17 protein-coding genes and 2 riboswitches (1 of these 19 running past the window's edge) are annotated in these 26,398 nt (G+C 48.2%); of the genes, 9 read left to right on the forward strand and 8 right to left on the reverse strand.

Going from position 1 to position 26,398, the window contains the following annotated elements; translation table 11 throughout:
* Window positions 1-10 precede the first annotated feature (10 nt).
* From DWW91_RS13225 to rocF, 4 genes are all read left to right on the forward strand, one after another.
* Window positions 11-4,201, forward strand: coding sequence for a hypothetical protein (locus DWW91_RS13225; protein WP_199722579.1), 4,191 nt, complete (start codon window positions 11-13; stop codon window positions 4,199-4,201).
* 1 nt (window position 4,202) lies between these two features.
* Window positions 4,203-6,809: a cadherin-like beta sandwich domain-containing protein gene (locus tag DWW91_RS13230; RefSeq protein ID WP_122327997.1), complete on the forward strand. Its 2,607-nt coding sequence runs from the start codon at window positions 4,203-4,205 to the stop codon at window positions 6,807-6,809.
* A gap of 242 nt (window positions 6,810-7,051) precedes the next feature.
* Window positions 7,052-8,260 (forward strand): ornithine--oxo-acid transaminase, encoded by a 1,209-nt coding sequence (gene rocD, locus DWW91_RS13235; protein WP_122327998.1) that lies wholly within the window; start codon window positions 7,052-7,054, stop codon window positions 8,258-8,260.
* A gap of 23 nt (window positions 8,261-8,283) precedes the next feature.
* The gene (rocF, locus tag DWW91_RS13240; RefSeq protein ID WP_007655677.1) at window positions 8,284-9,180 is read left to right on the forward strand and encodes an arginase; all 897 of its coding nucleotides are present in this window, start codon (window positions 8,284-8,286) and stop codon (window positions 9,178-9,180) included.
* A gap of 147 nt (window positions 9,181-9,327) precedes the next feature.
* On the opposite strand, the gene DWW91_RS13245 is transcribed toward rocF, so the two are convergent.
* Genes DWW91_RS13245 through DWW91_RS13255 form a run of 3 tightly spaced genes read right to left on the reverse strand, consistent with a single transcriptional unit; the run spans window position 9,328 to window position 15,045 of the window.
* Entirely contained in the window at window positions 9,328-10,698 is a 1,371-nt protein-coding gene (locus DWW91_RS13245) for a TolC family protein (RefSeq protein WP_122327999.1), read from the reverse strand.
* A gap of 4 nt (window positions 10,699-10,702) precedes the next feature.
* Window positions 10,703-13,915: an efflux RND transporter permease subunit gene (locus tag DWW91_RS13250; RefSeq protein WP_122328000.1), complete on the reverse strand. Its 3,213-nt coding sequence runs from the start codon at window positions 13,913-13,915 to the stop codon at window positions 10,703-10,705.
* Between the two features lie 14 nt (window positions 13,916-13,929).
* Window positions 13,930-15,045 carry an efflux RND transporter periplasmic adaptor subunit gene (locus tag DWW91_RS13255; protein WP_122328001.1) on the reverse strand — a complete coding sequence of 372 codons (1,116 nt, stop codon included), beginning with the start codon at window positions 15,043-15,045 and terminating at the stop codon, window positions 13,930-13,932.
* A gap of 296 nt (window positions 15,046-15,341) precedes the next feature.
* Here DWW91_RS13255 and DWW91_RS13260 point away from each other — a divergent pair, with 296 nt between their 5' ends.
* The gene (locus tag DWW91_RS13260) at window positions 15,342-16,253 is read left to right on the forward strand and encodes an AraC family transcriptional regulator (RefSeq protein WP_228100131.1); all 912 of its coding nucleotides are present in this window, start codon (window positions 15,342-15,344) and stop codon (window positions 16,251-16,253) included.
* A gap of 602 nt (window positions 16,254-16,855) precedes the next feature.
* Here DWW91_RS13260 and nrdG read toward each other — a convergent pair.
* The 5 genes from nrdG to DWW91_RS13285 form a co-directional block, all read right to left on the reverse strand.
* Window positions 16,856-17,356, reverse strand: coding sequence for an anaerobic ribonucleoside-triphosphate reductase activating protein (gene nrdG, locus DWW91_RS13265; RefSeq protein WP_007655666.1), 501 nt, complete (start codon window positions 17,354-17,356; stop codon window positions 16,856-16,858).
* Window positions 17,357-17,365: 9 nt separating this feature from the next.
* Complete coding sequence (locus DWW91_RS13270; RefSeq protein WP_007655665.1) at window positions 17,366-19,573, reverse strand: anaerobic ribonucleoside triphosphate reductase; 2,208 nt, start codon at window positions 19,571-19,573, stop codon at window positions 17,366-17,368.
* 326 nt (window positions 19,574-19,899) lie between these two features.
* Window positions 19,900-20,628, reverse strand: coding sequence for a DUF6064 family protein (locus DWW91_RS13275; RefSeq protein WP_122328002.1), 729 nt, complete (start codon window positions 20,626-20,628; stop codon window positions 19,900-19,902).
* Window positions 20,629-20,652: 24 nt separating this feature from the next.
* Window positions 20,653-21,141 carry a threonine/serine exporter family protein gene (locus tag DWW91_RS13280; RefSeq protein ID WP_007655663.1) on the reverse strand — a complete coding sequence of 163 codons (489 nt, stop codon included), beginning with the start codon at window positions 21,139-21,141 and terminating at the stop codon, window positions 20,653-20,655.
* Window positions 21,138-21,905 carry a threonine/serine exporter ThrE family protein gene (locus DWW91_RS13285; protein ID WP_007655662.1) on the reverse strand — a complete coding sequence of 256 codons (768 nt, stop codon included), beginning with the start codon at window positions 21,903-21,905 and terminating at the stop codon, window positions 21,138-21,140. Before DWW91_RS13285 ends, DWW91_RS13280 begins: the two co-directional genes overlap by 4 nt.
* A 137-nt stretch (window positions 21,906-22,042) precedes the next feature.
* Window positions 22,043-22,240: riboswitch (cobalamin riboswitch) on the forward strand.
* 58 nt (window positions 22,241-22,298) lie between these two features.
* On the opposite strand from DWW91_RS13285, the gene DWW91_RS13290 reads away from it, so the two are divergent.
* The 4 genes from DWW91_RS13290 to DWW91_RS13305 are packed head-to-tail and all read left to right on the forward strand — an operon-like array spanning window position 22,299 to window position 26,123.
* Window positions 22,299-22,514 carry a cysteine-rich CWC family protein gene (locus DWW91_RS13290; RefSeq protein WP_046146438.1) on the forward strand — a complete coding sequence of 72 codons (216 nt, stop codon included), beginning with the start codon at window positions 22,299-22,301 and terminating at the stop codon, window positions 22,512-22,514.
* 1 nt (window position 22,515) lies between these two features.
* On the forward strand, window positions 22,516-24,030 hold the full coding sequence (gene accC / locus DWW91_RS13295) for an acetyl-CoA carboxylase biotin carboxylase subunit (protein WP_122328003.1): 1,515 nt from the start codon (window positions 22,516-22,518) through the stop codon (window positions 24,028-24,030).
* Window positions 24,031-24,067: 37 nt separating this feature from the next.
* Window positions 24,068-24,589, forward strand: a complete 522-nt coding sequence (locus tag DWW91_RS13300) for a biotin/lipoyl-containing protein (RefSeq protein WP_046145584.1) — start codon at window positions 24,068-24,070, stop codon at window positions 24,587-24,589.
* 1 nt (window position 24,590) lies between these two features.
* Entirely contained in the window at window positions 24,591-26,123 is a 1,533-nt protein-coding gene (locus tag DWW91_RS13305) for an acyl-CoA carboxylase subunit beta (protein WP_046145583.1), read from the forward strand.
* A gap of 241 nt (window positions 26,124-26,364) precedes the next feature.
* Window positions 26,365-26,398, forward strand: a riboswitch (cobalamin riboswitch); it runs 161 nt beyond the window's last position.

Below are 26,398 nucleotides of genomic sequence, written 5' to 3' on the forward strand. Positions count from 1 at the left end.
AATCAGTATCATGATACTGGCTTTTTTATGGCCGGTGGGGGGAGGGGCGCAAGAACAAACACCTCCAGATCTCAATGTGAGCAACATTACAGCCGCAACGACACTGACCTATAAAAAGAAAAGCGATCCTGATACATATGCCTGGCATTACAAGATCGGCGAGGGTGAAGAAACCGAATTTACCGGCACGCTGACAGGCTCGGAGGAAAAAACCAATTGCCCCGTCATCACCATCAAAAGCGAGAAAGAAGCCACTTCCCCGAATTATGATGATTGTGCCAAACTCATATTGAATGGAGTAAAGCTGACTGCTGTTGCTGATTCCGGTTTGTTTGTAATAGGGAATACTAAGCCGATCTGTATCCAGGCAACAGGTGAGTCTACCTTGAAATGTAAAGCGACTGGTAATAGTCAATTTTATGTAATTAAGCACGATAATGGAGGTATCCTGCTTCTGGATGGTGGAGATGCTGGATTGAATATCGTTGGGGATGGAGGTGGAATATATTTGCGCTCTAGTGGAACATATAGTTTAAGTGGCATCCTCAAAGGCAAAATAAATGTCACAGCGGATAATGCCATAGCGGATGAGCATTATGCTGTAACGGTAGATAATAACTCTTCTTTATCTGCGGCCGAAGATGCGAAAATAACGGCTTCTGCGGGAAAAAAAGCAATTCTTGACAATAGTAATTCGCGTGTGCATTCCCCCTTCCTTCAATGGAGGTTTGACGTCGCCCCGGAGAGCGGCAAGGGGCTGGAAATAAAAAATGCCAACGGCAACTCCCTTGATCCTGCTATCCAATTCATCACCGACGGCAAAAATAGGTGTTTCGCTATCAACGTCGCGAAGGACACCAGCTACACCGTTTGGCTAGGCGGTAATCTACTCATGGATAAGAATAAAACAACCGTCTTTACGGCGACGAACAATAAATTATTCTCCTTCGAAGGAATGCAATTTCCTACCGACTGGTCCGACTACGGTCAGACAGCCCATGTCGGCACGGATGGCACCGATGTCTCCGTCTCCGGCACAACCTACACCGTCAAAACCCCCCGCGGCCTCGCGTGGATCGCTTGGGTGACGAATAATGGAAATATCGCCAATACTACCACCAATATTACCAATACCGGTGAGGCTTACTATCCTACCTATGCAGGCTTTAAGGACTGCACGGTTACGCTTGCCAAGGATATCTCTCTGGCTACGCCTAAGGGTGTCACCGCTGATTTCAAGAATAATTGGGTACCGATAGGGACTTATAGCTACCTTTCAGGCACCGACTACACTAAATGCTTTCAAGGCACCTTCGACGGGAATGGCAAGACCATTACCGGAATGACGATCTCCTCGGCCTCGGTAAACTATGTCGGCCTTTTCGGCTATCTGTATGGAGCGACCGTGAAGGATCTGACGATGGCAGATGAGGGAAACACCCCAACAATTAATTGGGAGACTATTCCGACTAGCTCTAGTGACCCCAACTACTGTCTTGGCAGCATTGCGGGGGCTGTGGCGAAAGGAAAAATCATCAATTGCCATAACCGATGCGCGGTCAGTTTCTCTGTGTCTGGCAATAAAGGGAGTGTCGGTGGAATTGCCGGTGTAATTGTCGGTGTAATTGTCGATAAAATAAATGAAAGCTCGGTGGTTAGCTCTTGTTCAAACAGTGGAACTATCAAGATACAAGGATCGTCTGGTTATGGTGGTGGAATTGTAGGGGGAAGTTCCAAATCTTCTATTGCTTCCTGCTTCAACACGGGTAATATTGATGTTAACGCCGCTAAAGGTTCCGCCTATGCGGGCGGTATCGTGAGCGACAGTGATACTAATGGTAGTAGCAGTAATCCAGGTCATATATCGCACTGCTATTCAACAGGGAATATAACCGCTAAAGCAACCTCGTCAAGTACTTCCGGCGGTATTGTCGGAGGTGCTCAACATGTGGTTATTGAATCTTGTTTTGCTACGGGTACTGTTTCTGCTCAATCATCAGGTAGTAGCAGCGACGCTGCCTATGCAGGCGGTATTCTCGGGTGGATTTGGAACCCTAGTAGTGTTACCATAAAGGATTGCCTCGCCTTAAATACCGGCGGCGTGAAAGCTACCGGAAACACCTCTACGAAATTGGCCGGTCGTATCATCGGAAAGAACAATGAGAGTAGTAATGGTACTGTTACCCTTTCCAACAACTACGCCAGCGTCAATATCTTGCTGACGGTGGGAACTACGGAAGCCGCCCCCACCGATAACATCGCCGCCGATGCGATCAACGGGGCCAACGTCTACCTCGATGAGGTCGCTGACGTTATCACCGGTTGGACAGGCGGGGGCAAAGCCTTCACCGCCATTGATACCACCGAAAACGGCCTGCTCCCGCTACTGAAAGCCATCACCAACTATGATGCCAACGGACTGCCGACCGCTTACGAGGAAAGTTCTTTCATCCCCGGCCAGCCCGACAATTTGACCTCTTCCACCTATCTGCCTTTCCCTGATCCGTTGTCTTTGTCTTCCAATGACGGCACCGTTCTCACCCTCTCTTGCTCCGATGGCAAATGGAGTTACAAAAAGGGAGAAGCAGGAGTTTCGACCCGTTTCAACGGCACGGTCAAGATGGCCGAAGGCGCATCTTCGTCCACCAACAAACTCAGCATCTCCGCCGCCACCGGCAACCCGACGCTGACTTTCGAGCAAGTGGTAATCAAACCGACCGACGGCGCTGCCCTAACTATCAATAAAGATTGCGCCCTGACCCTCAACACAACGGGAGATAACACTTCCACTCTCAGCTCATCCGGTGCCTCTACCCTGGTGAATAATGGTTCCTTGACGTTGACGGGCAAAGGCCTGTACATCGGGAATACCGGCGATAATAACGAATATTACGGCCTTAATAACTCCGGCTCCTTCACCGTGACCGATCCGTCGTCGACCTCTGTCACCTTCCATTGTGCCAACACCGCCATCCATAACACCGGAACCCTTGCCAACGCCTGGATGGAATGGCGGTTCTCGAACGCATTGGAAAGCTACGAGGACATAGCCTTTGCCGCCACCGATGCTGCCGACCAATCTCCATCTTCCCTGTCGTACAATGGTAAAACCTTTGCCACGACTGTTACAGCCGGCAAAACGTATCGGCTTTGGAAGGTAACGAATGCTGGTGGTGAAGTCCGTACCCCTCAGAAAGGACTGGATGGTAATGGAACGCCGGTCAAGCTCTTCTCCGCGATAGCCAATGCCGTGAGCGTCTATACTGAGGTAGAAGACCTGAAAACAATCACGATTTCCGATACCAAGGATTTCTCGGATGCCAATTGCGCCGCCCAGGACGTCGTTGTTAAATCGAATGGCGTACTTACCGTCGATGCCGACAATGCTTTTGTCTTCAGTCTGACGCTGGAGGAAGGCGCACAGGTCGTAACGACAAATCCATTGAAAGTGTCCGAAACTTTCTCGACCACCCGTACGCTCGGTAACAAATGGACAACCTTCGGCAGCCCTGTCACCCTGACGGCCTCCGTGGGGGATGCCGAGGGTCAACGCCTTTATGCCGCCACCGGCTACACCGGTAAGGATGCCTCCGCCCAAGGTTGGACGAACATATCCGATGCTGCTAACGGAACGAAAAAGGTTAATATTGCCGCCGATAATCCCTATCTGCTTGCTGCCGAGGAGAATTCGACTACGGTAACCTTCGCCGCCACCGCTTCTGCCGACCAGGCGATCGAGATACCGGCGACCATTCCGGTTACTTTAGGTGATGCCTTGGAGGATGGCACGTTCGTTTTCCAAACGAACCCGAACCTGGCGAACCTGACGCTTTCCAATATCTACGTGTTGAATGCCGACGGTAAACGTTTTGAACTGAAAGAAGGCGAGTACACCGTGAAGCCGTTCGAGGCCTTTATCGTCGCCAATGCCGTCACCCGTGCCCGGGTAGCCAGCCTGAAAATAGGAGAGGGCATTGCTACGGGTATCGAACAGCCGCTTGCCGCCGTCACCGCCCGTGTCTGGGGAACTCGTGGCTCGTTGCATGTTTATTCCGGAGAGGCCGCTGCGCTTACCGTGGTCCGCTCTGACGGACGTGTCGTCTACGCTGCCTCTATCGCTCCAGGCGATACCCGCCTGGACTTGCCTTCCGGTATTTACATGATCCGAATCAATAACATCACTTATAAAATAGCGCTTTGATATGAAACGATATATTAGTTTATGGCTTGTATGCCTGCTGGCGGTCTTCTCGCTGACCGCCCGGGCGCAGGAAGGGACCGGGACGAAAGCTCAGCCCAACTTCCCCGCTCTACCTTTCACGCTGACTTTTGCGGCCCCCGCGGAAGGCTCGGCCTCTTTCTCGATCTCGGCAGACGACAAGACGCTCACTGCCCCTACGACCTTGTATTCCGGCACGAAGGTGACGATTACAACCGTCCCCGCCGCGGGCTACCGGATGGTTTTCGGCTATCCGAAGGCCTACCGCACGGATACGCCTGCCACAACGATAGAGGTTACGCCGGTCACCGGCAGCGATAACACCTACACCTTCACCATGCCGGACTATCCGGCTACGGTAGAGGCGAAGTACGAGAAGATCCCGTACGCTGTTTCCTTTGCCGCCCCTGCGAACGGTTCGCTGGCCTTGGATACTGCCGGAACCTCGCTTACCTCCGGCACCGAGCTTGTTCCCGGCACGACAGTGACGCTTACGACTACCCCCGCCACAGGCTACCGGCTGGCTTTTGGCTACCCGAAGGCTTACCGCACGGATGCATCCGCCACAATGGTGGTGGTTACGCCGGTCGCAGGCAGAGATAATGCTTATTCCTTTACCGTACCGGAATATCCGGTCACGGTAGAGGCGGTGTACGAAAAGATTCCGTATGCCGTCACCTTCTCCGCCCCGGCGAACGGCACGTTGGCTTTGGATACGGCCGGAACCTCGCTAACTTCCGGCACCAAGCTTATTTCCGGCACGGAGGTGACACTGAAAGTCGCCCCGGCTACCGGTTACAGGGTCGTTTTCGGTTCCCTGAAAGTGTATTGCACGAATGAGGTTGCTAAAAACCTCCAATTGGACCCCGTTTCCGGCGAGTCCGGCGAGTACACTTTCACTATGCCGGGAGAGCCGGTGACCGTCGACGTAGAGTTTGAAGCCAAACCCGCACAACTTTCATCGGATACCCGGTTGAGATCGTTGCAGTATAAGGTTGGTACTGATAATTCCGGTACTTTCATTCCAGTTCCCGACTTCACCGCCGCCAGGAAAGAATACACTGTAACCCTTCCTTCCGCCACTGCCGATAATGCACAAATTACCCTTTCCGGCACGCCTGCCGATGTCGGTGCAACCCTGCCGTCCGATGCGGTAACCGTCACCCTTTCCGATGGTTCCGGTACGGCTACCCTGACCGTTACCGCAGAGGATCGCTCGACAACGGAGACTTATAAAGTCAAATTCCAAAAGGCCGAAGCACAGAAGTACATCGTAACTATCGAAACTGTTGTAGGCGGCACGATAACCGTTACCGATGCGACCGGCAAAGTGATCAATTCCGGCGATGTGGTTGCTGATGGAGCTGAATTGACATTGACGAATACGGCTGTGCCGGGATATAGTATCTTAAAATATACTGTAAAAACGACTGTAAATAATACATCTGATTATACCGATGTAACGAACCCTGTTAGGTTTACCGTCGCTTCCGACGTAACGATCTCCGCCGGGTTTACCCCGCCGACCGATCCGATACAGCCGGAAAATATCGGTACACCTGCCGTCCCCAAAGAAAAGGAAGAGGAAACAAGTCCGACGGATGCCCCGGTGGTTATCATCCCCGATGCAGGTTCCCTTCCGTCTGATACCGAACTGTCCCAGCTTCGCCTAGTAAAGGATGATGTCCCCGAATCGAAGGAGAATGATGTAAAGAGCAAGGCAGAGGCGGCTGCTTCGCAGGCTAATATTGACATTGATGCGAATAATATGATTCTCATGGAAGTGACGCTGGTCAAGGTAACGACTATTTTCGATAACAGCAGCGGTAAGTCTGAAACTACCGTTACTCCTGTCCAGCCTACCGACAAAGTGAAAGTGCGTATCCCGTATCCGGAAAATGTGGACAAGAGCAAACATGATTTCACGATCATCCATCTCAAATCGGACGGTAGCACCGACGTGTATTCCACGGCTAAAGGAAATCTGACGTTGGCTGATGAGTATATGGAAATCACTGTTACCGGTTTCAGTCCGTTTGCTGTGGCTTATGTGGCTAAGTCGTCACCCGATCCGGGTCCAGGCCCCGATCCTGATCCGGTTTACTACACTGTCACCCTTCCCGCAGTAGAAGGTGCGATGACCGATCCGGCTCCGGGTAATTACGAGGTGGAGTCCTGGGACCACTTCCGTTTCTACCTCACGCTGGATAAGGATTACGACCAATCCGTCCCCGTTGTAACAATCAGACGTGGTGAAACGGTCGGCCGCGATGAAACGATTACTCCTCGCATAAGCGACGGCGCTTACATCATCGATTACGTCCGTGCCCCGGTCACCATCTCGATCGCCGGTATCCAAAAGAACACCGATGTCGCCAACGCCACCATCACCACCGGCTTGAAAATCCGAACAGAGCCTTCCGCCCTCTGCCTCGAAATCGACCGCCCCGAAGAGGTCCGCATCCTCACCCTCGGCGGCGCAACACTGGCCACATTCAAAGCCCAACCCGGCCTTAACCGCCGGTCCCTGGCCCCCGGCCTGTATATCGTACAGACCGCCCGCATGGTGTGTAAGGTGATTGTGCGATAGAAAGGACTATCAGGTAATCACCATAGAAGGGTATGTCAAAAGTTTGCGTTTAGTAATAGCTTTTTTGACATACCCTTTTTTTATTCTCTAGTCGATAAGCAATCCGGCATCTCTTGTCTGCGTTTGTGTGTTTCTTAACATATACCTTTTCATAACATATTGTCACGCTGATTTACTATCTTTGGCTCAATGGCTGTATGAAACGCTTACAGTCTGACAAAAACAATTAAATCAGAAATAGTATGAGACCGGAAGATTACATCACCCGTGAGGGGAAGTTTGGTGCACACAACTATCATCCCCTGCCTGTCGTTCTCGAGAAAGGAGAAGGCGTATTTGTGTGGGACGTGGAAGGCAAACGTTATTTTGATTTCCTGTCCGGTTATTCCGCCCTGAGCCAGGGGCATTGTCATCCTAAAATCATCAAAGCATTAACCGAACAGGCGCAGAAGCTGACACTCGTATCGCGTGCATTTTACGCAGATATATTGGGTGAATATATGGAGTTTGCCTGTAAGTTCTTCGGCTACGACAAACTGTTACCGATGAATACCGGAGCAGAAGCGGTCGAGACCGCCCTGAAGCTGGCACGCCGCTGGGGATACCGCATCAAGGGTATCGCTCCCGAAAAAGCAAAGATTATTGTTTGCAGCGAGAACTTCCACGGGCGGACGATTACAATCATCTCGATGAGTACCGACCCGAGTTCCTATGAAGACTTCGGACCATACACGCCGGGTTTTATTAAAGTACAATATAATAATGTAGAAGCATTGGCAGAAGCATTGCAAGATCCCGATGTAGTCGGTCTCCTGTTGGAGCCGATACAGGGAGAGGCAGGCGTAGTTGTTCCCGATGACGGTTATCTCCGCCGGTGCTACGACCTCTGCAAACAACATAATGTCCTGTTCATTGCAGATGAGATACAGACCGGTATCGGTCGTACCGGGAAACTGCTGGCTTGCGATTATGAGAATATTCATCCGGATATCCTGATACTGGGCAAGGCTCTTTCAGGAGGTGTGACTCCTGTTTCCGCTGTACTGGCAAACGATGAGATTATGCTGACGATTGCTCCGGGCGAACATGGTTCCACTTATGGCGGAAACCCGTTGGCTGCTGCCGTCGGTATTGCTGCATTGGAGGTGGTGCGCGATGAATATCTGTCTGAAAATGCTTATGCAATAGGTGAACTTTTCCGTAGTGAAATGGAAAAGATAGACAATCCGATGGTCAAACAAGTTCGTGGTAAAGGATTACTGAATGCCGTAGTCACCGAACCGCATGACGGAAAGGTTGCCTGGGATATTTGCCTCGCACTGAAAGAAAACGGCCTGATAGCCAAGCCGACGCACGACCATATTATCCGCTTCACCCCACCTCTGATTATTACCCGTGAACAGATGATGGAGGCGGTAGGTATTATAAAGGAGACGTTTGCTCGGTTTTGATAATAATCGTAATAAATTATCATATGAAAATAAACGTAATAGGAGTCCCTCTGAACCTGGGTTGTGACCGGGAAGGCGTTGAACGGGCCCCGAATCATCTGCGTGAACGGGGACTGATGCAGGTTATCCGGAAGAATGGGCATCGTGCCTTTGATTTGGGCAACCTCTATGTCCCGCTTGTGTCGGAAGCGGATAAGTTTGCCCGGAGCAAGAGTATGAAATACCTCGATGCGATAGTGGAGGTGAACAATAACCTGGCGGAACTGGTCTATGATACGCTACGCGGAGGAGCTTTCCCGCTGGTTATCGGTGGCGATCATTCACTTGGGCTGGGGAGTGCCTCCGGGGTTGGAAAAAGTTTTGATGATTTCGGTATCATCTGGCTGGATGCACACGGCGATCTCAATACGAATGAAACTTCTCCCAGCGGAAATATCCACGGTATGCCGTTGAGTGCTTTGATGGGCATGGGTAGCGAGGAACTGGTCAATATATACGGACAAGGGAATAAGGTGAATCCGCAGAATGTTTTTCTGGTAGGTACCCGTAGCCTGGATGAAGGAGAGTTGGCATTGATAGACCGGGAACATTTAAGTGTCTACACGATGGAAACGATCCGTCTGAAAGGCATCGGCTTTGTAGCGGAAGATATTAAACGGAAACTGAAGGAAAGGAAAATACGCAACGTCCATTTCAGTATCGATGTGGACAGTATCGACCCCCGCTTTGCTCCGGGAACGGGAACGCGGGTCAGCGAAGGTCTGATCCCCGACGAGTTTAAAGATTTTGTGGAACATATGCTATCTACGAACCTGATAAAGTCGATGGACCTGGTCGAGCTGAATCCCGATCTGGATACAAATGACCTGACAACCAATCTCTGCCTCGATATTATTGATTATATAACCGCCCGGCTCTGACCGCACTGCCGGAAAGAGATAAAAAAAGGTGCCGCATCTGCTAAAAGATGCGGCACCTTTCTTGTTAACCTGGAAACTACTTTCTATCTTGCCTGGAAGCCCCTTTCTAGCCTGCCTCGAAAGGAGGTTCTAGGTAGGCTAGAATTTTTATTCTTCCTGTCCTCCTCCCAAAGCATGGTAGAGGTTGATGACACCTTGTATTTCGTCGAAGCGGTCAGCCGCCTGGGAAAGTTCGGCCTGCAACAATGATTGTTGGGCAGTCAGCACTTCCAGGTAGGTGATATTTCCGTGGTCCATCAGCAACTGCGTGCTTTTTACGGCCTTTTGCAGGGAAACGATTTGCCGGTCAGCCAGTGTGATGCGTCCGCGTGCCGTCTGCCACTGGGTCAGGGCGTTGTTCACTTCGCTACCCGCATTCAGTATGCTTTGCTGGAAAGCCAGTGAGGCTTCTTCCTGCTGCGCTTTCGCAATCTTCAGTTGGGCGATGTTGGCACCTTTGTTGAATAACGGCTGCGTCAGCGAACCGATAGCCTGCAACAACAGACCGCCGGGATTCGCGATGATGCCTCCTCCGCTGTTGGTCCATCCGGCCACACCGCTCAGGTTGATGTTCGGATAGAAAGCGCTCCGTGCCCCGTTCGTTGTATAAAACGCCTGTGCCAGCGAGTATTCAGCCTGCCGTACGTCCGGACGGTTACCCAGGAGGGCGAGCGGAACGCCGGTCGACAATGTTTCGGGAAACTCCTGGCGGTCCAGGTTGCCCCGTTCCACCCGCTGCGGTACTTCTCCGAGTAGGTTGGAAAGGCTGTTCTCCATCTCATTAATCTGTTGGCGCAAGGTCAGGAGGGAGGCTTCTACGCTGAGGCTGTTCGCTTCTGACTGCGAGACGGCGGCTTCGTTTGCCAGGCCTGCCTTTTTCAATGCCTGCATGGCTTGTACATTCTCTTTCCAAAGAGAGGCCGTCCGTTCACTGATGACAAGTTGTTTGTCGAGCAATAATAAAGTGTAGTAGGAGTTGGCTATAGTGGCTATTAGCTGTGTCCGGACGGCCTGTTTGTATGATTTGGTTTGTTCGAGAGCTGCCTGCGCACTTCTTTTGGCGTTTGTCAGTCTCCCGAATATATCTATTTCCCAACTTGCTGAGGCCGCCAGCTGATAACTTTTGGCGGCTTTCGAACCGTCGAAACTGCTGATGGTACCCTGCGGAGTCAGGTTAAGAGCCGGCAGGTAAGCCAGGCGCGACGTCATCAGGGCGGCTTCGGCCTCCTGTACCCGCAGGTGGGCGGTGCGCAGGTCGGTGTTGTTTTCCAACCCTTTCTCAATTAGTGCCTGCAACTGAGGGTCTGTGAAAAGTTCCCGCCAGTCGAGATTGCCGATGCTTGTCGTATCCGTAACCGGCGCCTCCTCCCTGAAGAGGTTGTCAGGGACGGAGGTTTCCGGTTGGTAGGATTTGTAGATGCCGCACCCGCTCAGTAGCGAGAGGGTGACGACAGATAATAGAATGATATTATTTTTCATCTGCTTATTTTTCTTTCTTTTTACTATCGAGATATTCTTTCCGCTCGGCAGTTACTTCTTCTACTTCTTCCTGAATCTGCCAGTCGTGTGTCGGTTCGAACTGTATCGGGCGCACTTTCTCCTGCAAATACTGGAATACAATGAACAGCGAAGGAACGACGAACAGCAGGGCGAGCGTTCCGATCAGCATACCGCCGACAGCACCTGTTCCCAACGAACTGTTACCGTTTGCACCTACACCGGTCGCTACAACTAGCGGGAGCAGACCGAAAATCATCGTCAACGCCGTCATCAGAATCGGACGCAGGCGAACTTTGGCGGCAGACAGCGCGGCCGAAGTCAGACTCATACCGGCTGCACGGCGTTCGGTTGCATATTCGGTCAGCAGGATCGCTGTCTTTGCCAGAAGTCCGATTAGCATAATCAAACCGGTTTGCAGGTAAATATTATTCTCCAACCCCATCATTCTTGCAAACAGGAAGCTCCCCATCAGGCCGAATGGTACTGAAAGGATCACGGCAAACGGGATCAGGAAGCTCTCGTAAAGCGCACTCAGGATCAGGTAGATCATCAGGATACAGATGGCGAAGATCACGGCTGTCGTATTGCTTTCCTGGTTCTCTTCGCGGGTGATACCGGCAAAGTCGTAACCGTAGCCTTTCGGCAGGCTGGTTGCCGCTACTTCTTTTACGGCATTGATGGCATCACCGGAACTATATCCCGGCGCCGGCATCGCATTAACCCCGATCGAGTTGTACATATTGAAACGGCTCAGCGATTCGGCGCCGTATACCTTTGTCAGGTTCACGAACTGGCTTAACGGCGCCATTTCGCCGTTTGCCATACGTACGAAAGTATTATCCAGTGAAGACTCATCCAGACGATAATCCGGGGAAGCCTGTATCATCACCTTATACACTTTCGAGAAGCGCTTGAAGTTAGATACATATTGTCCTCCGTAATAACCTGACAGGGTGCTCAGAACGGCATCCGGAGTGATACCGGCACGCTTACATTTAGCTGCATCTACCGTCACTTCCCACTGCGGGTAGTTGATGGAGAAGGTTGAATAAGCGGCTGCAATTTCCGGGCGTTCGCGCAAGGCTCCCAGATATTGTTGTGTCGTATTGAAGAAATCAGTCAGATCGCCTCCTTTTTTATCCTGCATATACATTTCCAGCGCATTACCCATACCGTAACCGGGGATCATACCCGGCGACATGGCGAAGACTGTTGCATCCTTGATGTCGGCAGTCCGTCCGTACACCTGGTTGATAACCGATTGTACATGGTCTTCCTTATCTGTACGTTCATCCCACGGTTTCAGTTTGATGATGAACATACCGAATGAGTTTCCTTGTCCGGATATCAGTCCGTAACCGGATACTTTGTTATATTCCTTGATCTGCGGCAGGTCTTTGATACGGTTCTCGATGTTGGTCATCACGTCGTTGGTCGTAGCCAGTGAGTTGCCGGCAGCTGTTGTAACGTTGACGAACAATACACCCTGGTCTTCGTCCGGCACCAGACTGGTCTTCGTCGTTTTCATCAGGAAGAACAACAGGACAACCGAGCAGGCCAGCATCGACCACATCAGCCATCTGCGTTTGATAAAGAAGAGTACACCCTTCTTGTATTTGGCGATTAGGACGTCGAAAGCAGTATTGAACGCTTTACGGAAACGGGAGGCAAAGTTATTCTTTTGCGAACCGTCCTCATTGATATACGGTTTCAGTATCAGTGCGCATAATGCCGGGCTCAATGTCAATGCATTGATCGCCGAGATACCTACGGCAACCGCCATCGTCAGACCGAACTGTGTATAGAATGTACCTGACGTTCCGCTCATGAACGATACCGGAATGAACACGGCCATAAACACCAGTGAAGAAGAGATAATGGCGGCACTGATCCCGCTCATGGCATCCATACTGGCCATGTACGAAGATTTATACCCGACGTCGAACCGGGCCTGTACCGCCTCGACGACGACGATGGCATCGTCGACCACCGTACCGATCACGAGAACGAGTGCAAACAAAGTAATCAGGTTGATACTGAATCCGGCAATCGACATGAATGCGAATGTACCGATCAGCGACACGATGATACCTACCAGCGGGATCAGGGTCGAACGGATATCCTGCAGGAAAATGTATACCACCAGGATAACCAGTAAGATCGCTTCGATCAATGTCTTTATCACCTCGTGGATGGAAGCGAACAGGAAGTCGTTCGAGCTCATCATCTGTACGATCTCGACACCTTTCGGCAGGTCTTTGCGTGCTTCGTCGAGGAAAGCGTCGATTTGCTGGTTTACCTCGGTCGCGTTGGAACCGGCTGTCTGGAATACCATACAGGAAACGCCGACATGCCCGGTCAGTTCACCGATGTAAGAGTAGTTTTCACGTCCCAGTTCTATTTCTGCTATATCTTTCAGTTTCAGTACTTCACCGTCTTCGGTCGAACGGATCACGATATCCCCGAATTCTTCCGGCTGTATCAGACGGCCTTTGTACTTCATCGTGTATTGGTAGGTCTCCGTAGAGTTCTCACCGAATGCACCGGTAGCCGATTCTATATTCTGTTCGGCCAGAACGGCGGTCACATCCGAAGGGATCAGGTTATATTGAGCCATCACGTCCGGTTTCATCCAGACACGCATACTGTAATCTCCACCCATTACCATCAGTTCGCCGACACCTGAGATTCGGAGGATTTCCGGTTTCAGGTTAATGCTCAGGTAGTTGGCTAGAAAGCCTTCGTCGTATGAGTCGTCCGGGCTATAAATCGAGAAGATCTGCAACATGCTGGTTTGACGCTTAGTTGTAGTGACCCCCACTTGAGTCACTTCTGCGGGTAACTGACCGGTGGCTTTGGACACACGGTTCTGTACGTTTACGGTTGCCATATCCGGATCGGTACCTTGTTTGAAGTATACCATGATGGATACCGTTCCGGCATTGGTTGCCGTAGATGTCATGTAAGTCATGTCTTCAACACCGTTTATGGCCTCTTCCAGCGGGGCGATCACACTCTTTTGAAGTGTTTCGGCACTGGCTCCGAAATAAGTGGTACTTACCATGACGGTAGGCGGTGCGATATCGGGATATTGTTCGACGGGCAGGCTCGTCAATCCGATGATACCCATGAATACTATCACGATAGAGATAACGGCTGATAGTACCGGGCGTTCTATAAAGGTTCTTAATTTCATATTCCTTCTTTCAATTATTGTTTAACCTGAATCGGGGTTCCTTCACGCAACAAACCTACGCCTTCGGCAACAATCACGTCACCCGGCTTCAAGCCATCGTTCACGATATATTCCTGTCCGCCGTTTACACGGGTGACATTCACCTGGGCAGAGGTTGCTTTGCCGTCTACCACCTTATAGACATATACTTTGTCCTGTATCTCGAAAGTCGCCGTCTGCGGAATTACGATACTGCCGGATTTCTCGGTAGACAGGATGATGTTACCGGAGTTGCCGCTGTAAAGTATGCCGTCTTCATTCGGGAATACGGCACGCAGGCTTACGGTTCCCGTACTGCGGTCAATTACACCGCTGATGGTCTCCACTTTTCCTTTTACGGGGTAAACGGATTTATCGTTCAGTTGTAATTCCACTTCCGGCATCATTTCCAGCGCTTTCTGTTTGGAGCCGTACTGGCGGGTAAGTCCCAGTAGTTGGTTTTCCGTCAGGGAGAAGTAGACATACATGTCCGAATTGTCCGAAACCGTAGTCAACGGCTTAGGCAGACTGGCGCTGACCAGTGCTCCGACGCGGTAGGGGAGTGTTCCGACAACTCCATTCGACGGACTTTTCACCTCTGTATAGGACAGGTTATTGCGGGCATTCAGTTCCAGGGCTTTCATCTGTGCCAGTTGGGCCTTGGCACTTAGCCAGGAGTTTTCGGCAGTCTGTAGGTCGAAAGCGGAGACTACATTTTGTGCATGTAATTCTTTTTTGCTGTCTAACGTCAGTTTTGCAGTGCTTAACGCTGCTTCTGCGGCTTCCACATTGGCTTGGGCTGTCTGTAAAGCCGCCTGATAAGGCACCTGGTCGATTACAAACAATAATTGTCCTTTGCGTACAGCCTGCCCTTCTTCCACACATAATTGAGTGATAAAACCTGAAACCTGCGGATAGATGTCGATGTCCTGACGTCCGCGGATAGTGGCAGAATAGAGACTGCTCAGGGTTTTGTCGGTTGTAGACACTTTTAGTACTTTGTACTCATTGTTCACCATCATGGCCGGCTGTTCTTTACATGAGCTGGCAACAAGGCATAAGAACCCTACCCCGATGCCACCCAGGCATCTGGTAATTAAATTTTTCTTCATTTCTACGTACTTATTTTATTTATAATCCCGGCAGCCGGATTGTTCCAAAATAAAAAACATCAATAGGGTGATATTCAAGTGAGAATAGTTTGTTACTCTTTGATATTTACTGCCTTAACTAATAACCGGTGCAAATGTCCGACTTTTTCTCAAATGAAGTGTGGTTGAAAATTGAATATTGTTGTTCCAAAATTGAACAGGGGATATCACACGAAACCATTTTGCTGACGTCAGCAAAATGGTCGGGATTGCTTTCAGATATATTTTTTATCTTTGCCGTTCATAGAAAATTATTCATGGAACAATCCGTTTTGCAGTTAACTATTGAGGACTTGCTTTCTTTTGGTATGAATTCCAAGTCCTATCAGGATAAATTGATTATTGTCGAATTTAGTGGCGGCGACCATAAGAATCCGGGATTCAAGGAAGGGGCTTCCATCCGGTTGGATGCATTTTCTATTTTTCTGGTCCGGCAGGGAGAGATTGATATTACGATAGATGATTTTACCTATCATTTGTCGGATAACCTGCTGTTGGATATTATGGATATGCATTCGGTAAAGGATTTCCGTATTTCTCCTGATTTCAGGGGATACCACCTGATTATCGAGCGAAATTTGTTTTCGGAGATTATGCTGAACAGTCGCCGTATGCCCGCTGCCTATATTGCTTCCCGGCATAGCCGCCCGATACAGAAACTGAATGAGGAAGAAGGCGTCTTGCTGGAAAAATGCCTGCACCGTATCGAACGGAATATCGAACGTACGGAACATGCTTGGCAACGGGATATTATTATGAATGAACTTCGCGGTTTTCTGCTGGAAATGAATAATATCGTTTACCAGGCCAACCGCGGAAATGTCAGTCCGAATCCTCCCAGCCGCGATTTGCTGTTGTTCCTGTTTATCCAGTTGCTGAACAAACATTGCCGGACAGAACATTCCGTCTCTTTTTATGCTGGCGAGTTATGTATTACTCCCGAATATCTTTCACGCATTATGAAAAGTTTCAGTGGAAAAACAGTCAACCAATGGATTAGCGAGGCGCTGATACGTGAATCCGAGATTTTGTTACGTAATCCGGACCTTACAATCCAACAGGTTGCAGATATGCTGAACTTTTCCGACCAGTCTTCGTTCGGAAAGTTCTTCAAAAAGCACCGGGATATTTCTCCGTTGGCATTCAAACGGCAATTTGCAAAAGACTAGGAAAGTTTTTTGCCTTTTGAGCTTTTGTCTATTGATTATCAAAATGATATTTATGTGTGGGGTGGATGAATTGTACGGGCTGGCGGGAATGTTGGTTTGTTTTTATGAGCCTCTCGTGAGGTTGCTTTTGCTCGTTGTGTCTTGATTATTGTGCTAACTTTAGCAGAATGCTGCATATTGTTTATGAACTATAGCTAATCTGTTATGTTTTCTGTTGTTATGTTGACATATTGCCATTTGTTGCGGATGTTGAATTTTGGTTGTTCTGGAAATAAAAACTGCCTAAAAACATGTAATTTTCTCTTTTAATAGTACTGATAGTTGTATTGCGGATGTCTTAATTAACAAATTTTTTGTCTAAAAAAGGCGCAATTTCTACTACAACAAAATTTTATCTCGTTTTAAACGAAGTTCGAATTTGTTTAAAACAAAATTTAATTCGTTTAAAACGAGATAAAAAGTAGCTATTAGATAATCTATATGTTAATAAATGTGTAATGGGTTTTTCTGGAATGACTAAATGAAAAATAAGTCTGTTTTCATTTAGGGTTGTTATCTGCCATAATGTTTGTATATGTCTTATTCTATTGTCGTTTTGTTTTTTATATAAACGGGTTATAATTATAGAAAACGACTTTATTTTCTTTCAGTGATTTTTTGACATCGATCAATCGCTGGTTACTGCTGCCTCGGAACAGGAGGCTTTCGTCGTGGAGGGCTTGTTTGAATTTGCCGTCTACCAGAACGTCTACATATTGAAGCAGTGCGGCCTGTTTCGGGTTTTCCAGCAGTCTCTCAAATGTATATCCGGTGTAACACCAGATGTTTTTCCGGCTTTTTTCTTTGATGGCTCGTGCCAGCTTGGTGAATTCTTCCGGCTGAAACATCGGGTCGCCCCCGCTGAAAGTTACGTCTGCAAAATCGTCTGCGAGAACCTTTTCCAGTATCTCTTCAGTAGGAACAGGTCGGCCCTTATTGATATCCCACGATTCAGGGTTATGGCAACCCGGACACTGGTTTGGGCAGCCGGCAGCGTAGATAGCGGTCCGGAATCCCGGACCGTCTACAGTCGTATCTTCTATAATATCAATAATCGATAACATCGTATTTTTCTAATTATGAATAATTCTGTCATTCAACTCCGCTAACTTGGCATTGTTCCAGCGGTCGGTTGTACCTACCAGATAGCCGGTGATGCGTTGTAGCTTGTCCAGATGTTTGCTGCCGCATTTGGGGCATTCGTCCAGATGGTTTGCTGCGTTTTCGTAGCCACAATCCAGACAGCGGTTGCGGTTATGGTTTACCGAGCCGTAGCCGATATTGTATTTATCCATCATGTCGACCACCTTCATGATCACTTCCGGGTTGTGGGTGGCGTCGCCGTCTATTTCCACATAGAAGATATGGCCGCCGCCTGTCAGTGCGTGGTAAGGGGCTTCTACTTCTGCTTTATGGCGGGCGCTACATTTGTAATATACCGGGACATGGTTGGAATTCGTGTAATAATCGCGATCGGTAATACCGGGTAACGGTCCGAATTTCTTGCGGTCTCTGGCGGTAAACTTACCGGAAAGTCCTTCTGCCGGAGTTGCCAGTACACTGTAATTATGCTGATAACGTTCCGAGAACTGGTTTACACGGTCACGCATATAAGTCACGATCCGTAATCCCAGTTCCTGTGAGGCTGCGTCTTCGCCGTGATGTTTGCCGGTCAGGGCAACCAGGCATTCTGCCAGTCCGATGAATCCGATTCCCAGTGTGCCCTGGTTGATAACCGGGGCAATTGTATCGGTCGGTTTCAATTTCTCGCTGCCCAGCCATAAAGAGGACATCAGTAGCGGGAACTGTTTGGCATAAGCCGTTTTTTGGAATTCCATACGTTCATGAAGTTGAAGGGCCGTGGTTTCCAGCATTTCATCCAGCTTTGCGAAGAAACGGGCAATCCGCTCTTCTTTATTTTCAATGTCCATGCATTCGATTGCCAGACGTACGATGTTGATCGTCGAGAACGACAGGTTGCCGCGTCCGATAGATGTTTTCGGTCCGAAACGGTTTTCGAATACGCGGGTACGGCATCCCATGGTCGCCACTTCGTATTTGTAACGTTCGGGATCGTCGGCTCTCCAGTCTTCATGCTGGTTGAATGTGGCATCCAGGTTCAGGAAGTTCGGGAAGAAGCGGCGGGCAGTCACTTTACAGGCCAGTTCATACAGGTCATAGTTCCGGTCTTCCGGCAGATAACTTACGCCCCGTTTCTTTTTCCATATCTGGATCGGGAAAATGGCGGTTTCACCGTTGCCGACACCCCGGTATGTACTTTTCAGCAATTCACGGATAATGCAGCGGCCTTCGGCAGACGTATCCGTTCCGTAGTTGATGGAGCTGAATACCACCTGGTTACCACCGCGTGAATGGATCGTGTTCATATTGTGGATGAAAGCTTCCATGGACTGATGAACGCGGCTGACGGTTTTATTGATAGCATGCTGTACGAGCCGTTTGTCTCCGGTCAGGCCATCCAGCGGACGGGTTACATAATCGTCTATTTCTTTATTATAAAGGTGTGAATAGTCTACGCCATTCAGATCTTCCAGATTTTTGACTTCTTCGATATAGCTGTTACGCACATAAGGTGCCAGGTAAAAATCGAAAGCCGGGATCGCCTGTCCGCCATGCATCTCATTTTGTGCAGTTTCTAAAGAGATACATCCCAAGATACTTGCCGTTTCGATACGTTTGGCGGGGCGCGATTCGCCGTGTCCGGCCGAGAATCCATATTTAAGGATGCGGTCCAGCGGATGCTGTACGCAAGTCAGGCTCTTGGTCGGGTAATAATCTTTATCATGAATATGCAGGTAATTGTTGGCAACTGCCTCTTTTACCTCTTCGCTCAACAGGTAATCGTCAACGAACGGTTTGGTTGTCTCACTGGAAAATTTCATCATCATACCTGCGGGGGTATCTGCGTTCATATTTGCATTTTCGCGGGTAATGTCGTTCGACTTGATATTGATGATTTCCAGGAACATATCGCGGGTTTTTGCTTTACGGGCAACACTGCGCTGATTGCGGTAGGCAATGTATTTCTGAGCCACATCCTTGCGGCTACTGTTCATTAGTTCCAGTTCGACAGCGTCCTGAATCGCTTCGACTGTCATTTGCGGTTCTCCTTTGAATGAAATATGATCCGTGATCTGGCGGATCAACTGCAAATCTTCTCCATTTTCCGTATGCAGCATCGCTTTACGGATCGCCGTTACTATTTTTTCCTCATTAAATCCGACGATACGTCCATCCCTTTTGATAACTGTCTGAATCATGATAATTGTATTGGTGTATTACTTTTTATTCTCCTGCAAAGGTATACTCAATTGTTATATAGTTTTCTTTTTGGAAAACTTTTAACGGGTTAAATTATGTCAAATAACTGATAGTCATATGTGTTGTTTGTGAAAACGGAAAACTTTGAAGATTTTGATGATAAAAAGTTTCCCCAAAAAGGCTGCTTGGTGATAATAGGGTATAATGTGAAAGGTATCAATTGTTTATGCAGAAAAACAGAGAAAACAGAGAAAACAGAGGCGATTCCGGTCAATCGCCCTGTCTGTCGATAGTACGAAATATCTATAATTGCTTATTCGGATTGCTATTTGTCTTTCAGTAATTCAATAAACATGGTTGTCGTCAGTAATATCCCAATGGCAACGCAGACCAGGATAAGTAATAAGTTTACATATTTCGCATTCGGCTTCGAGCCGGTGTGCAGGTTGTTGGCGAAATATTCTTTGAAGAAAAGATATAACGCCGGGACGGAAGCACTGGCCAGCAGGAAATCTTCCGGGATATTGAAGTAATATGTTTTTGACAAGCCGATCAGCGACCAGTGTGTCAGAAACAGGACTATGAACATGTTGATATTCTTAGAGAAGAACAACAGGAGCCCGATGGTGAAAACAACGACCGAACAAGGCATGACCGGCGAAGTCATTTCCGGGAAAGTCAGTCCCCGTGCCATCGATATCAGCGGATAGATAAACGGCATGGCAAACAGGAAGTACGCCAACCAGTCATATTTGCGGGTACGTTCGAAAGTGGTGTATCCTGACAAGGCATCCCACCCCCATAGTATCGCCATGATCGCCCAGAATAAGGCCATCACTTCGTTGTAGCTGCGCTCGGCACAGTAGATGTAGTAATAGATGACCGATATCCACAGATAGACGGCAATCAGATAGATTTTCATTCCGTTCTTTACCCACGGCTGAGGGTTGCGGGTCAGCAGGACGGTCAATATTATCCCGATCAGGATAATTCCCAGTTGCCATTCCCAGGTTGCTGTATTGTAGAGTCCTATCGTTTTCCAGAAAATTTCCATAGAGTTATTCGTATGCTGATGATTTTATTTGCGTCGTGTTAATGAAAAAGCCTTACCCGGCAGGAGGAAGATCGGCAGTGTCGCACCGACCGTCAGCATGAAGATCGCGGTGAAGGTAACGAAACCGTTCGACATGAACATTTCAATATATTTCGCTTTCTGTACCGGTTCGTCCATCGTCTGGAGGAACATGATCAGCGAGAAAACCATGTTGTAGGCAAATTTGCCTGGGATCATCGGCAATAAAGCCGGGATATAAAGCACTGTCATCGGGCAGTAAATCCTGCCTCCCAGCCACAAACTACCGAATCCGATCACCAATGCCCCGAACAGGGAGGCGGTGGCGATATCCACACCAAAGAAAGTCATCAGGCAGAATCGGCAGGCATGGCCTACGGCAGCCAGCAAGGCAATGTAAGGAAACGCCCGCATAGGTGGGTCGGAAATCGCACCGAAACCAATACCTGCAATGGCTGCAAAAAGTCCGTCTAAAAGAATATCCAATACTATCATATCAAATTATTTTTTACCATCATTAATGTGAAAGAAAGCCCGATCGCGATACAGATAATCAGCATCAGTGCATTGACCAGCCGGGCAAAACCGGTCAGTATATACCCTTCGACAATATCGATGACCCCATTGATCAGCGGTACGCCCGGTATCAGGAACAGGACGCTCGTTGCCAGTGCAATGTCCGAGGTCGTGTCGAATATCAACGCTGTAGAGGCACAAAGCGATGCAATAAAGGCCGATACCACGAAGATTATGTAATGATTGAATTTCCGTATCTGCATCTGTTGTTTCAGGAAAAAACCGGTGATAGTCGCAGAAAAGACAATCCCCATCGAAGTAATATCTCCCCCGAACAGGCGGCAGAAAGAGGCATTGGCAAAACCTACCAGTATCAGAACGAAAAGCGGATCGATGTGCGGGCTGGCGATAATCTCCTCATATTTATCTTTTAATTCTTCCAGCGACAAATGTTTGTCATACGTTTCCCAACTCAGAGCGCTCAGTTTGGCGTTCTTCTCGAAACTTATCGGAAGGGCGGGGATATCGATCACCTCGCTGTATGTTTCTTTCGTATCATTGTCGGAGATCGTCAGAATAATATTTTTCTGAAAAATGCTGATTTTAACATCAGCGCCATATGCTTCTCCTATTCGTTTGGAACTCCGGACTACCCGGGATGTGTGTACCCCGCATCCCATCATATGGGCGGAGTACTCTGCGATGAATTTGGCTACGGGTAGCAAAGATTCATTTCTACTCATGTCGTACTTTTTATATATGAACCGGATTCTATTCCGGAATGTTTCTTTTTGCTGGCTGAAAAACGGGCGATAAACCTAAACCGGGGCGCAAAAGTATAAAAAACTTATTTTATATCATTGTTTTGTCTTTTATTTTTGTAGTTTTGCACCGAAATGGTTCTGTATTTTTGATTCTGGAAATACAGATTAAAAGGGAATCGGGTGTAAATCCCGGACAGTCCCGCTGCTGTGAAGCTCTAATAACATTCTGAAAACAACTTATGCCACTGACATGTGTCGGGAAGGCTTCAGGATGGGAGTCAGTCAGAAGACCTGCCGTTCGTTAAAGGCTCATATCCTCGTGGGTTAGGATACGGGTTCGAAATGATTGTTTATTCTAAATTTATCAGATTTATGGAGAAAGATTGTCCGCGTTGTGGGGACTCTTTTGTTTGTCGGGTAGATGATATATCCGCCTGTCATTGTGTGCCTGTGAAATTGGATGAACTCCAGCTTGCTTATGTGAAGGTCCATTATCCGGGATGTTTGTGCAACTCCTGTTTGAATGAGATCAAGAAATATTTCTATGCCTGTGAGGTGAATCCCCGTTATAAACATTTAAAGCATTGATATGATACGGAAGATATTAATTGCAAACCGTGGCGAGATCGCCGTACGTGTGATGCATTCCTGCCGGGAGATGGGAATACAGTCTGTGGCTGTTTTTTCGGAAGCCGACCGGGCAGCACGACATGTACTTTATGCTGATGAGGCCTGCCTGATAGGGCCTGCTGCATCAAAAGATAGTTATCTGGATATTGAAAAGATTATCCAAGCGGCAAAAATTCATAAAGCCGATGCCATTCATCCCGGTTATGGTTTCCTTTCGGAAAATGCAGCTTTTGCCCGCAGATGTAAAGAGGAAAATATTATTTTTATTGGCCCGGCTGCTGAGACGATGGAGGCGATGGGCGATAAGATATCAGCCCGTAAGCGGATGATCGAGGCTGGTGTGCCGGTTGTTCCGGGAACGCAACAACCGTTGCTGGATGCTGCCGAAGCCGTTCGGATATGTAAGGAAATCGGTTTCCCCGTTATGCTGAAAGCCTCTATGGGAGGCGGAGGAAAAGGGATGCGACTGATCTATAAAGAAGAAGATGTGGTGGAGGCTTATCATTCTGCCCGTTCGGAATCGTTATCGTCTTTTGGTGACGACACAGTTTATCTGGAGAAATTCGTAGAGGAACCTCATCATATCGAATTTCAGGTATTGGGTGACAATCACGGGAATGTAATCCATCTTTGCGAACGTGAATGTTCCGTTCAACGCCGTAATCAGAAAATCGTGGAGGAAAGTCCGTCTCCGTTCATCACTCCCGAGTTAAGAAAAAATATGGGTGAAAAGGCTGTTGCTGCGGCAAAAGCTGTCAACTATTCCGGTGCTGGTACCATTGAGTTTTTGGTGGACAAACATCGGAATTTTTATTTTCTGGAAATGAATACGCGTCTCCAGGTGGAGCATCCGATTACCGAGGAAGTTTTAGGCGTCGATCTGGTAAAAGAACAGATTCGGGTGGCTAACAACGAACCACTCCATATCCGCCAGGAGGAGATCGTCCAGCGCGGACATGCCATTGAATGCCGTATCTGTGCAGAAGATACAGAAGCCGGTTTTATGCCTTCTCCCGGTGTCATTAAACAATTGACAGAGCCGAACGGCATCGGTGTCCGTGTAGACAGTTATGTGTATGAAGGATATGAAATACCGGTTTATTACGACCCGATGATCGGAAAACTGATCGTTTGGGCGACAACGCGCCAATATGCGATCGAACGCATGCGGCGGGTATTGCATGAGTATAAGATTACCGGGTTGAGAACGAATATCGGTTACTTACGTCGGATTATGGATACATCCGACTTTGTGCAGGGAAAGTATGATACTTCTTTTATTGAAAAAAATGCCGGACAATTGCAACATCCCGTAGAAGAGGGTGGAACAGAGACTGAAAATATAGCTATGATCGCTGCCTATATAGATTATCTGGTCAATCTGGAGGAAAACAGATCCGGTCAGGCTTCCGACAATCGTCCGATCAGCCGCTGGCGTGAATTCGGATTACAAAAAGGAGTCCTGCGTATTTAATAATCGGCACATTAGCACTATTGAATAATTATTATTTATGGAAATACATATTGGAAAAAGAGTTGCGGATGTTTCGTTGGTCAGTAAAGATGGGAACAAAGTCCGGTTGACTATTGACGGTATCCTTTATGAAGTCGATGTCGTAATGGCCGAAAATGGCGCCTGTTCTATTTTGCACAACGGTGTTTCGTATAATGCAGAACTGATCCGCGGAGAAAGTGGTAAAAACTATACGGTGAATACCCATTTCCTCTCTTATGGTGTGGATATTGTTGATACGCAGGTGAAATATTTGCGTATGCGCAGGAATAGCGAAGAGCGGCAGGACAATAAGATTATTTCTCCGATGCCCGGCAAGGTGGTGAAGGTTGCTGTTCAGAAAGGCGACCGTCTCGAACCTGGCGATATTGTCGTAGTGATCGAAGCAATGAAGATGCAGAGTAATTATAAGGTAAGTTCGGCCTGCACGGTACGCGATGTACAGGTAAAAGAAGGGGATTCGGTGACGAGCAACCAGGTCCTTCTGACTTTGGATATAATAACAGACAAAGAGGATTAAAATGGGAAAAGAACATTTATATAAAACGTTTGAAGAACTGGATAAGGCAGCTTCATTGGGAGGCGGTATGGCACGCATAGAGAAACAGCATGAAGCCGGACGTATGACTGCCCGTGAACGTATTGACATGTTACTGGATAAGGGTACATTTGTCGAACTGGATAAGTTTGTCGTTCACCGTTGTACCAATTTCGGTATGGAAAAGAACAAAATAGCGGGTGACGGGATCGTTTCGGGGTATGGCAAGATAGACGGACGCCAAGTGTTTGTCTATGCTTATGACTTTACCGCTTACGGAGGAACATTGAGCGGAACGAATGCCGCGAAGATCGTCAAGGTGCAACAACTGGCATTGAAAAACGGAGCGCCGGTAATTGCCCTGAATGATTCGGGTGGTGCCCGTATTCAGGAAGGGGTCAGCAGTCTGGCCGGATATGCTTCCATTTTCTATCAGAATACGATGGCCTCGGGAGTGGTTCCGCAGATTTCTGCGATCCTCGGACCTTGTGCCGGAGGAGCCTGCTATTCGCCTGCGTTGACCGATTTTATTTTTATGGTGAAAGAAAAAAGCCATATGTTTATCACCGGTCCGGACGTGGTCAAGGCGGTTACCCATGAAGAAGTAGGAAAAGAAGAATTGGGTGGTGCTTATACACATAGTACTAAGAGCGGTGTTACTCATTTTATGTGTGATACGGAAGAAGAAACATTAATGAGTATCCGCGAATTACTCGGTTTTCTTCCGGCCAATAATATGGAAGATGCCCCACTTGTTCCTTGTACGGATGATATCCGCCGCGAAGAAGAATCGTTGCAGGAGGTGATTCCGGATGATCCGAATATTCCTTATGATATAAAAGATATTATTGAACCGGTGGTGGATAATCACTATTTCTTTGAGGTAATGCCGCATTTTGCAAAAAACATCGTAGTCGGTTTTGCCCGTTTAGGCGGACGTACGGTCGGTATCGTTGCCAACCAGCCGGCATTCCTGGCAGGTGTGCTGGATATCGATGCTTCGGATAAGGCGGCTCGTTTCATCCGTTTTTGCGATTGTTTCAATATTCCACTGGTTACTTTTGAAGATGTACCCGGTTTTCTTCCGGGATGTACCCAGGAGCACGACGGTATTATCCGCCACGGTGCGAAGATCGTCTATGCTTATGCGGAAGCGACCGTGCCTAAAATCACGTTGATTACCCGGAAAGCCTATGGCGGTGCTTATATCGTTATGTCGAGCAAACCGACCGGTGCCGATGTTAACCTGGCTTACCCTATGGCGGAGATAGCCGTTATGGGAGCAGAAGGGGCTGTTAATATCTTATATAGAAAAGCAACCGGGGAAGAGAAAGAGCAGGCAATGAAAGAATATGCGGAAAACTTCTCTAATCCTTACCGGGCTGCCGAGCAAGGATTTATCGACGAGATTATCATGCCGCGGCAGACTCGTTTCAAGCTGATACAGGCGTTGGAGATGGCAAAGAACAAAAGCCAGAGCAATCCGCCGAAAAAACATGGCAATATGCCATTGTAACGATTTGATTTTGTTGTTAGAATTATGAATGGTAAATCCCTGTCGACCGTGAGGCTGGCAGGGATTTCTGCTTATGTCATAGTTTTATAAATAAACAGGAACGTAAAAGTTTAAAAAACTTGTATTTATCATATTGATTTTGTCTTTTATTTTTGTAGCTTTGCCTCCGAATTGGTTTCGTGTTGTCTGTTCGGATGATACGGATTAAAAGGGAATCGGGTGTAAATCCCGGACAGTCCCGCTGCTGTGAAGCTCTAATAACATCCTGAAAACAA

The sequence above is a fragment of the Parabacteroides sp. AF17-3 genome (assembly GCF_003635445.1).
Classification (GTDB): Bacteria; Bacteroidota; Bacteroidia; order Bacteroidales; family Tannerellaceae; genus Parabacteroides; species Parabacteroides goldsteinii.

Excerpts from the sequence above, each read along its gene's own strand:
- DWW91_RS13225 (WP_199722579.1), top strand. The coding sequence starts at position 11 with ATGATACTGGCTTTTTTATGGCCGGTGGGGGGAGGGGCGCAAGAACAA.
- DWW91_RS13230 (WP_122327997.1), top strand. The coding sequence starts at position 4,203 with ATGAAACGATATATTAGTTTATGGCTTGTATGCCTGCTGGCGGTCTTC.
- rocD (WP_122327998.1), top strand. The coding sequence starts at position 7,052 with ATGAGACCGGAAGATTACATCACCCGTGAGGGGAAGTTTGGTGCACAC.
- rocF (WP_007655677.1), top strand. The coding sequence starts at position 8,284 with ATGAAAATAAACGTAATAGGAGTCCCTCTGAACCTGGGTTGTGACCGG.
- DWW91_RS13245 (WP_122327999.1), bottom strand. The coding sequence starts at position 10,698 with ATGAAAAATAATATCATTCTATTATCTGTCGTCACCCTCTCGCTACTG.
- DWW91_RS13250 (WP_122328000.1), bottom strand. The coding sequence starts at position 13,915 with ATGAAATTAAGAACCTTTATAGAACGCCCGGTACTATCAGCCGTTATC.
- DWW91_RS13255 (WP_122328001.1), bottom strand. The coding sequence starts at position 15,045 with ATGAAGAAAAATTTAATTACCAGATGCCTGGGTGGCATCGGGGTAGGG.
- DWW91_RS13260 (WP_228100131.1), top strand. The coding sequence starts at position 15,342 with ATGGAACAATCCGTTTTGCAGTTAACTATTGAGGACTTGCTTTCTTTT.
- nrdG (WP_007655666.1), bottom strand. The coding sequence starts at position 17,356 with ATGTTATCGATTATTGATATTATAGAAGATACGACTGTAGACGGTCCG.
- DWW91_RS13270 (WP_007655665.1), bottom strand. The coding sequence starts at position 19,573 with ATGATTCAGACAGTTATCAAAAGGGATGGACGTATCGTCGGATTTAAT.
- DWW91_RS13275 (WP_122328002.1), bottom strand. The coding sequence starts at position 20,628 with ATGGAAATTTTCTGGAAAACGATAGGACTCTACAATACAGCAACCTGG.
- DWW91_RS13280 (WP_007655663.1), bottom strand. The coding sequence starts at position 21,141 with ATGATAGTATTGGATATTCTTTTAGACGGACTTTTTGCAGCCATTGCA.
- DWW91_RS13285 (WP_007655662.1), bottom strand. The coding sequence starts at position 21,905 with ATGAGTAGAAATGAATCTTTGCTACCCGTAGCCAAATTCATCGCAGAG.
- DWW91_RS13290 (WP_046146438.1), top strand. The coding sequence starts at position 22,299 with ATGGAGAAAGATTGTCCGCGTTGTGGGGACTCTTTTGTTTGTCGGGTA.
- accC (WP_122328003.1), top strand. The coding sequence starts at position 22,516 with ATGATACGGAAGATATTAATTGCAAACCGTGGCGAGATCGCCGTACGT.
- DWW91_RS13300 (WP_046145584.1), top strand. The coding sequence starts at position 24,068 with ATGGAAATACATATTGGAAAAAGAGTTGCGGATGTTTCGTTGGTCAGT.
- DWW91_RS13305 (WP_046145583.1), top strand. The coding sequence starts at position 24,591 with ATGGGAAAAGAACATTTATATAAAACGTTTGAAGAACTGGATAAGGCA.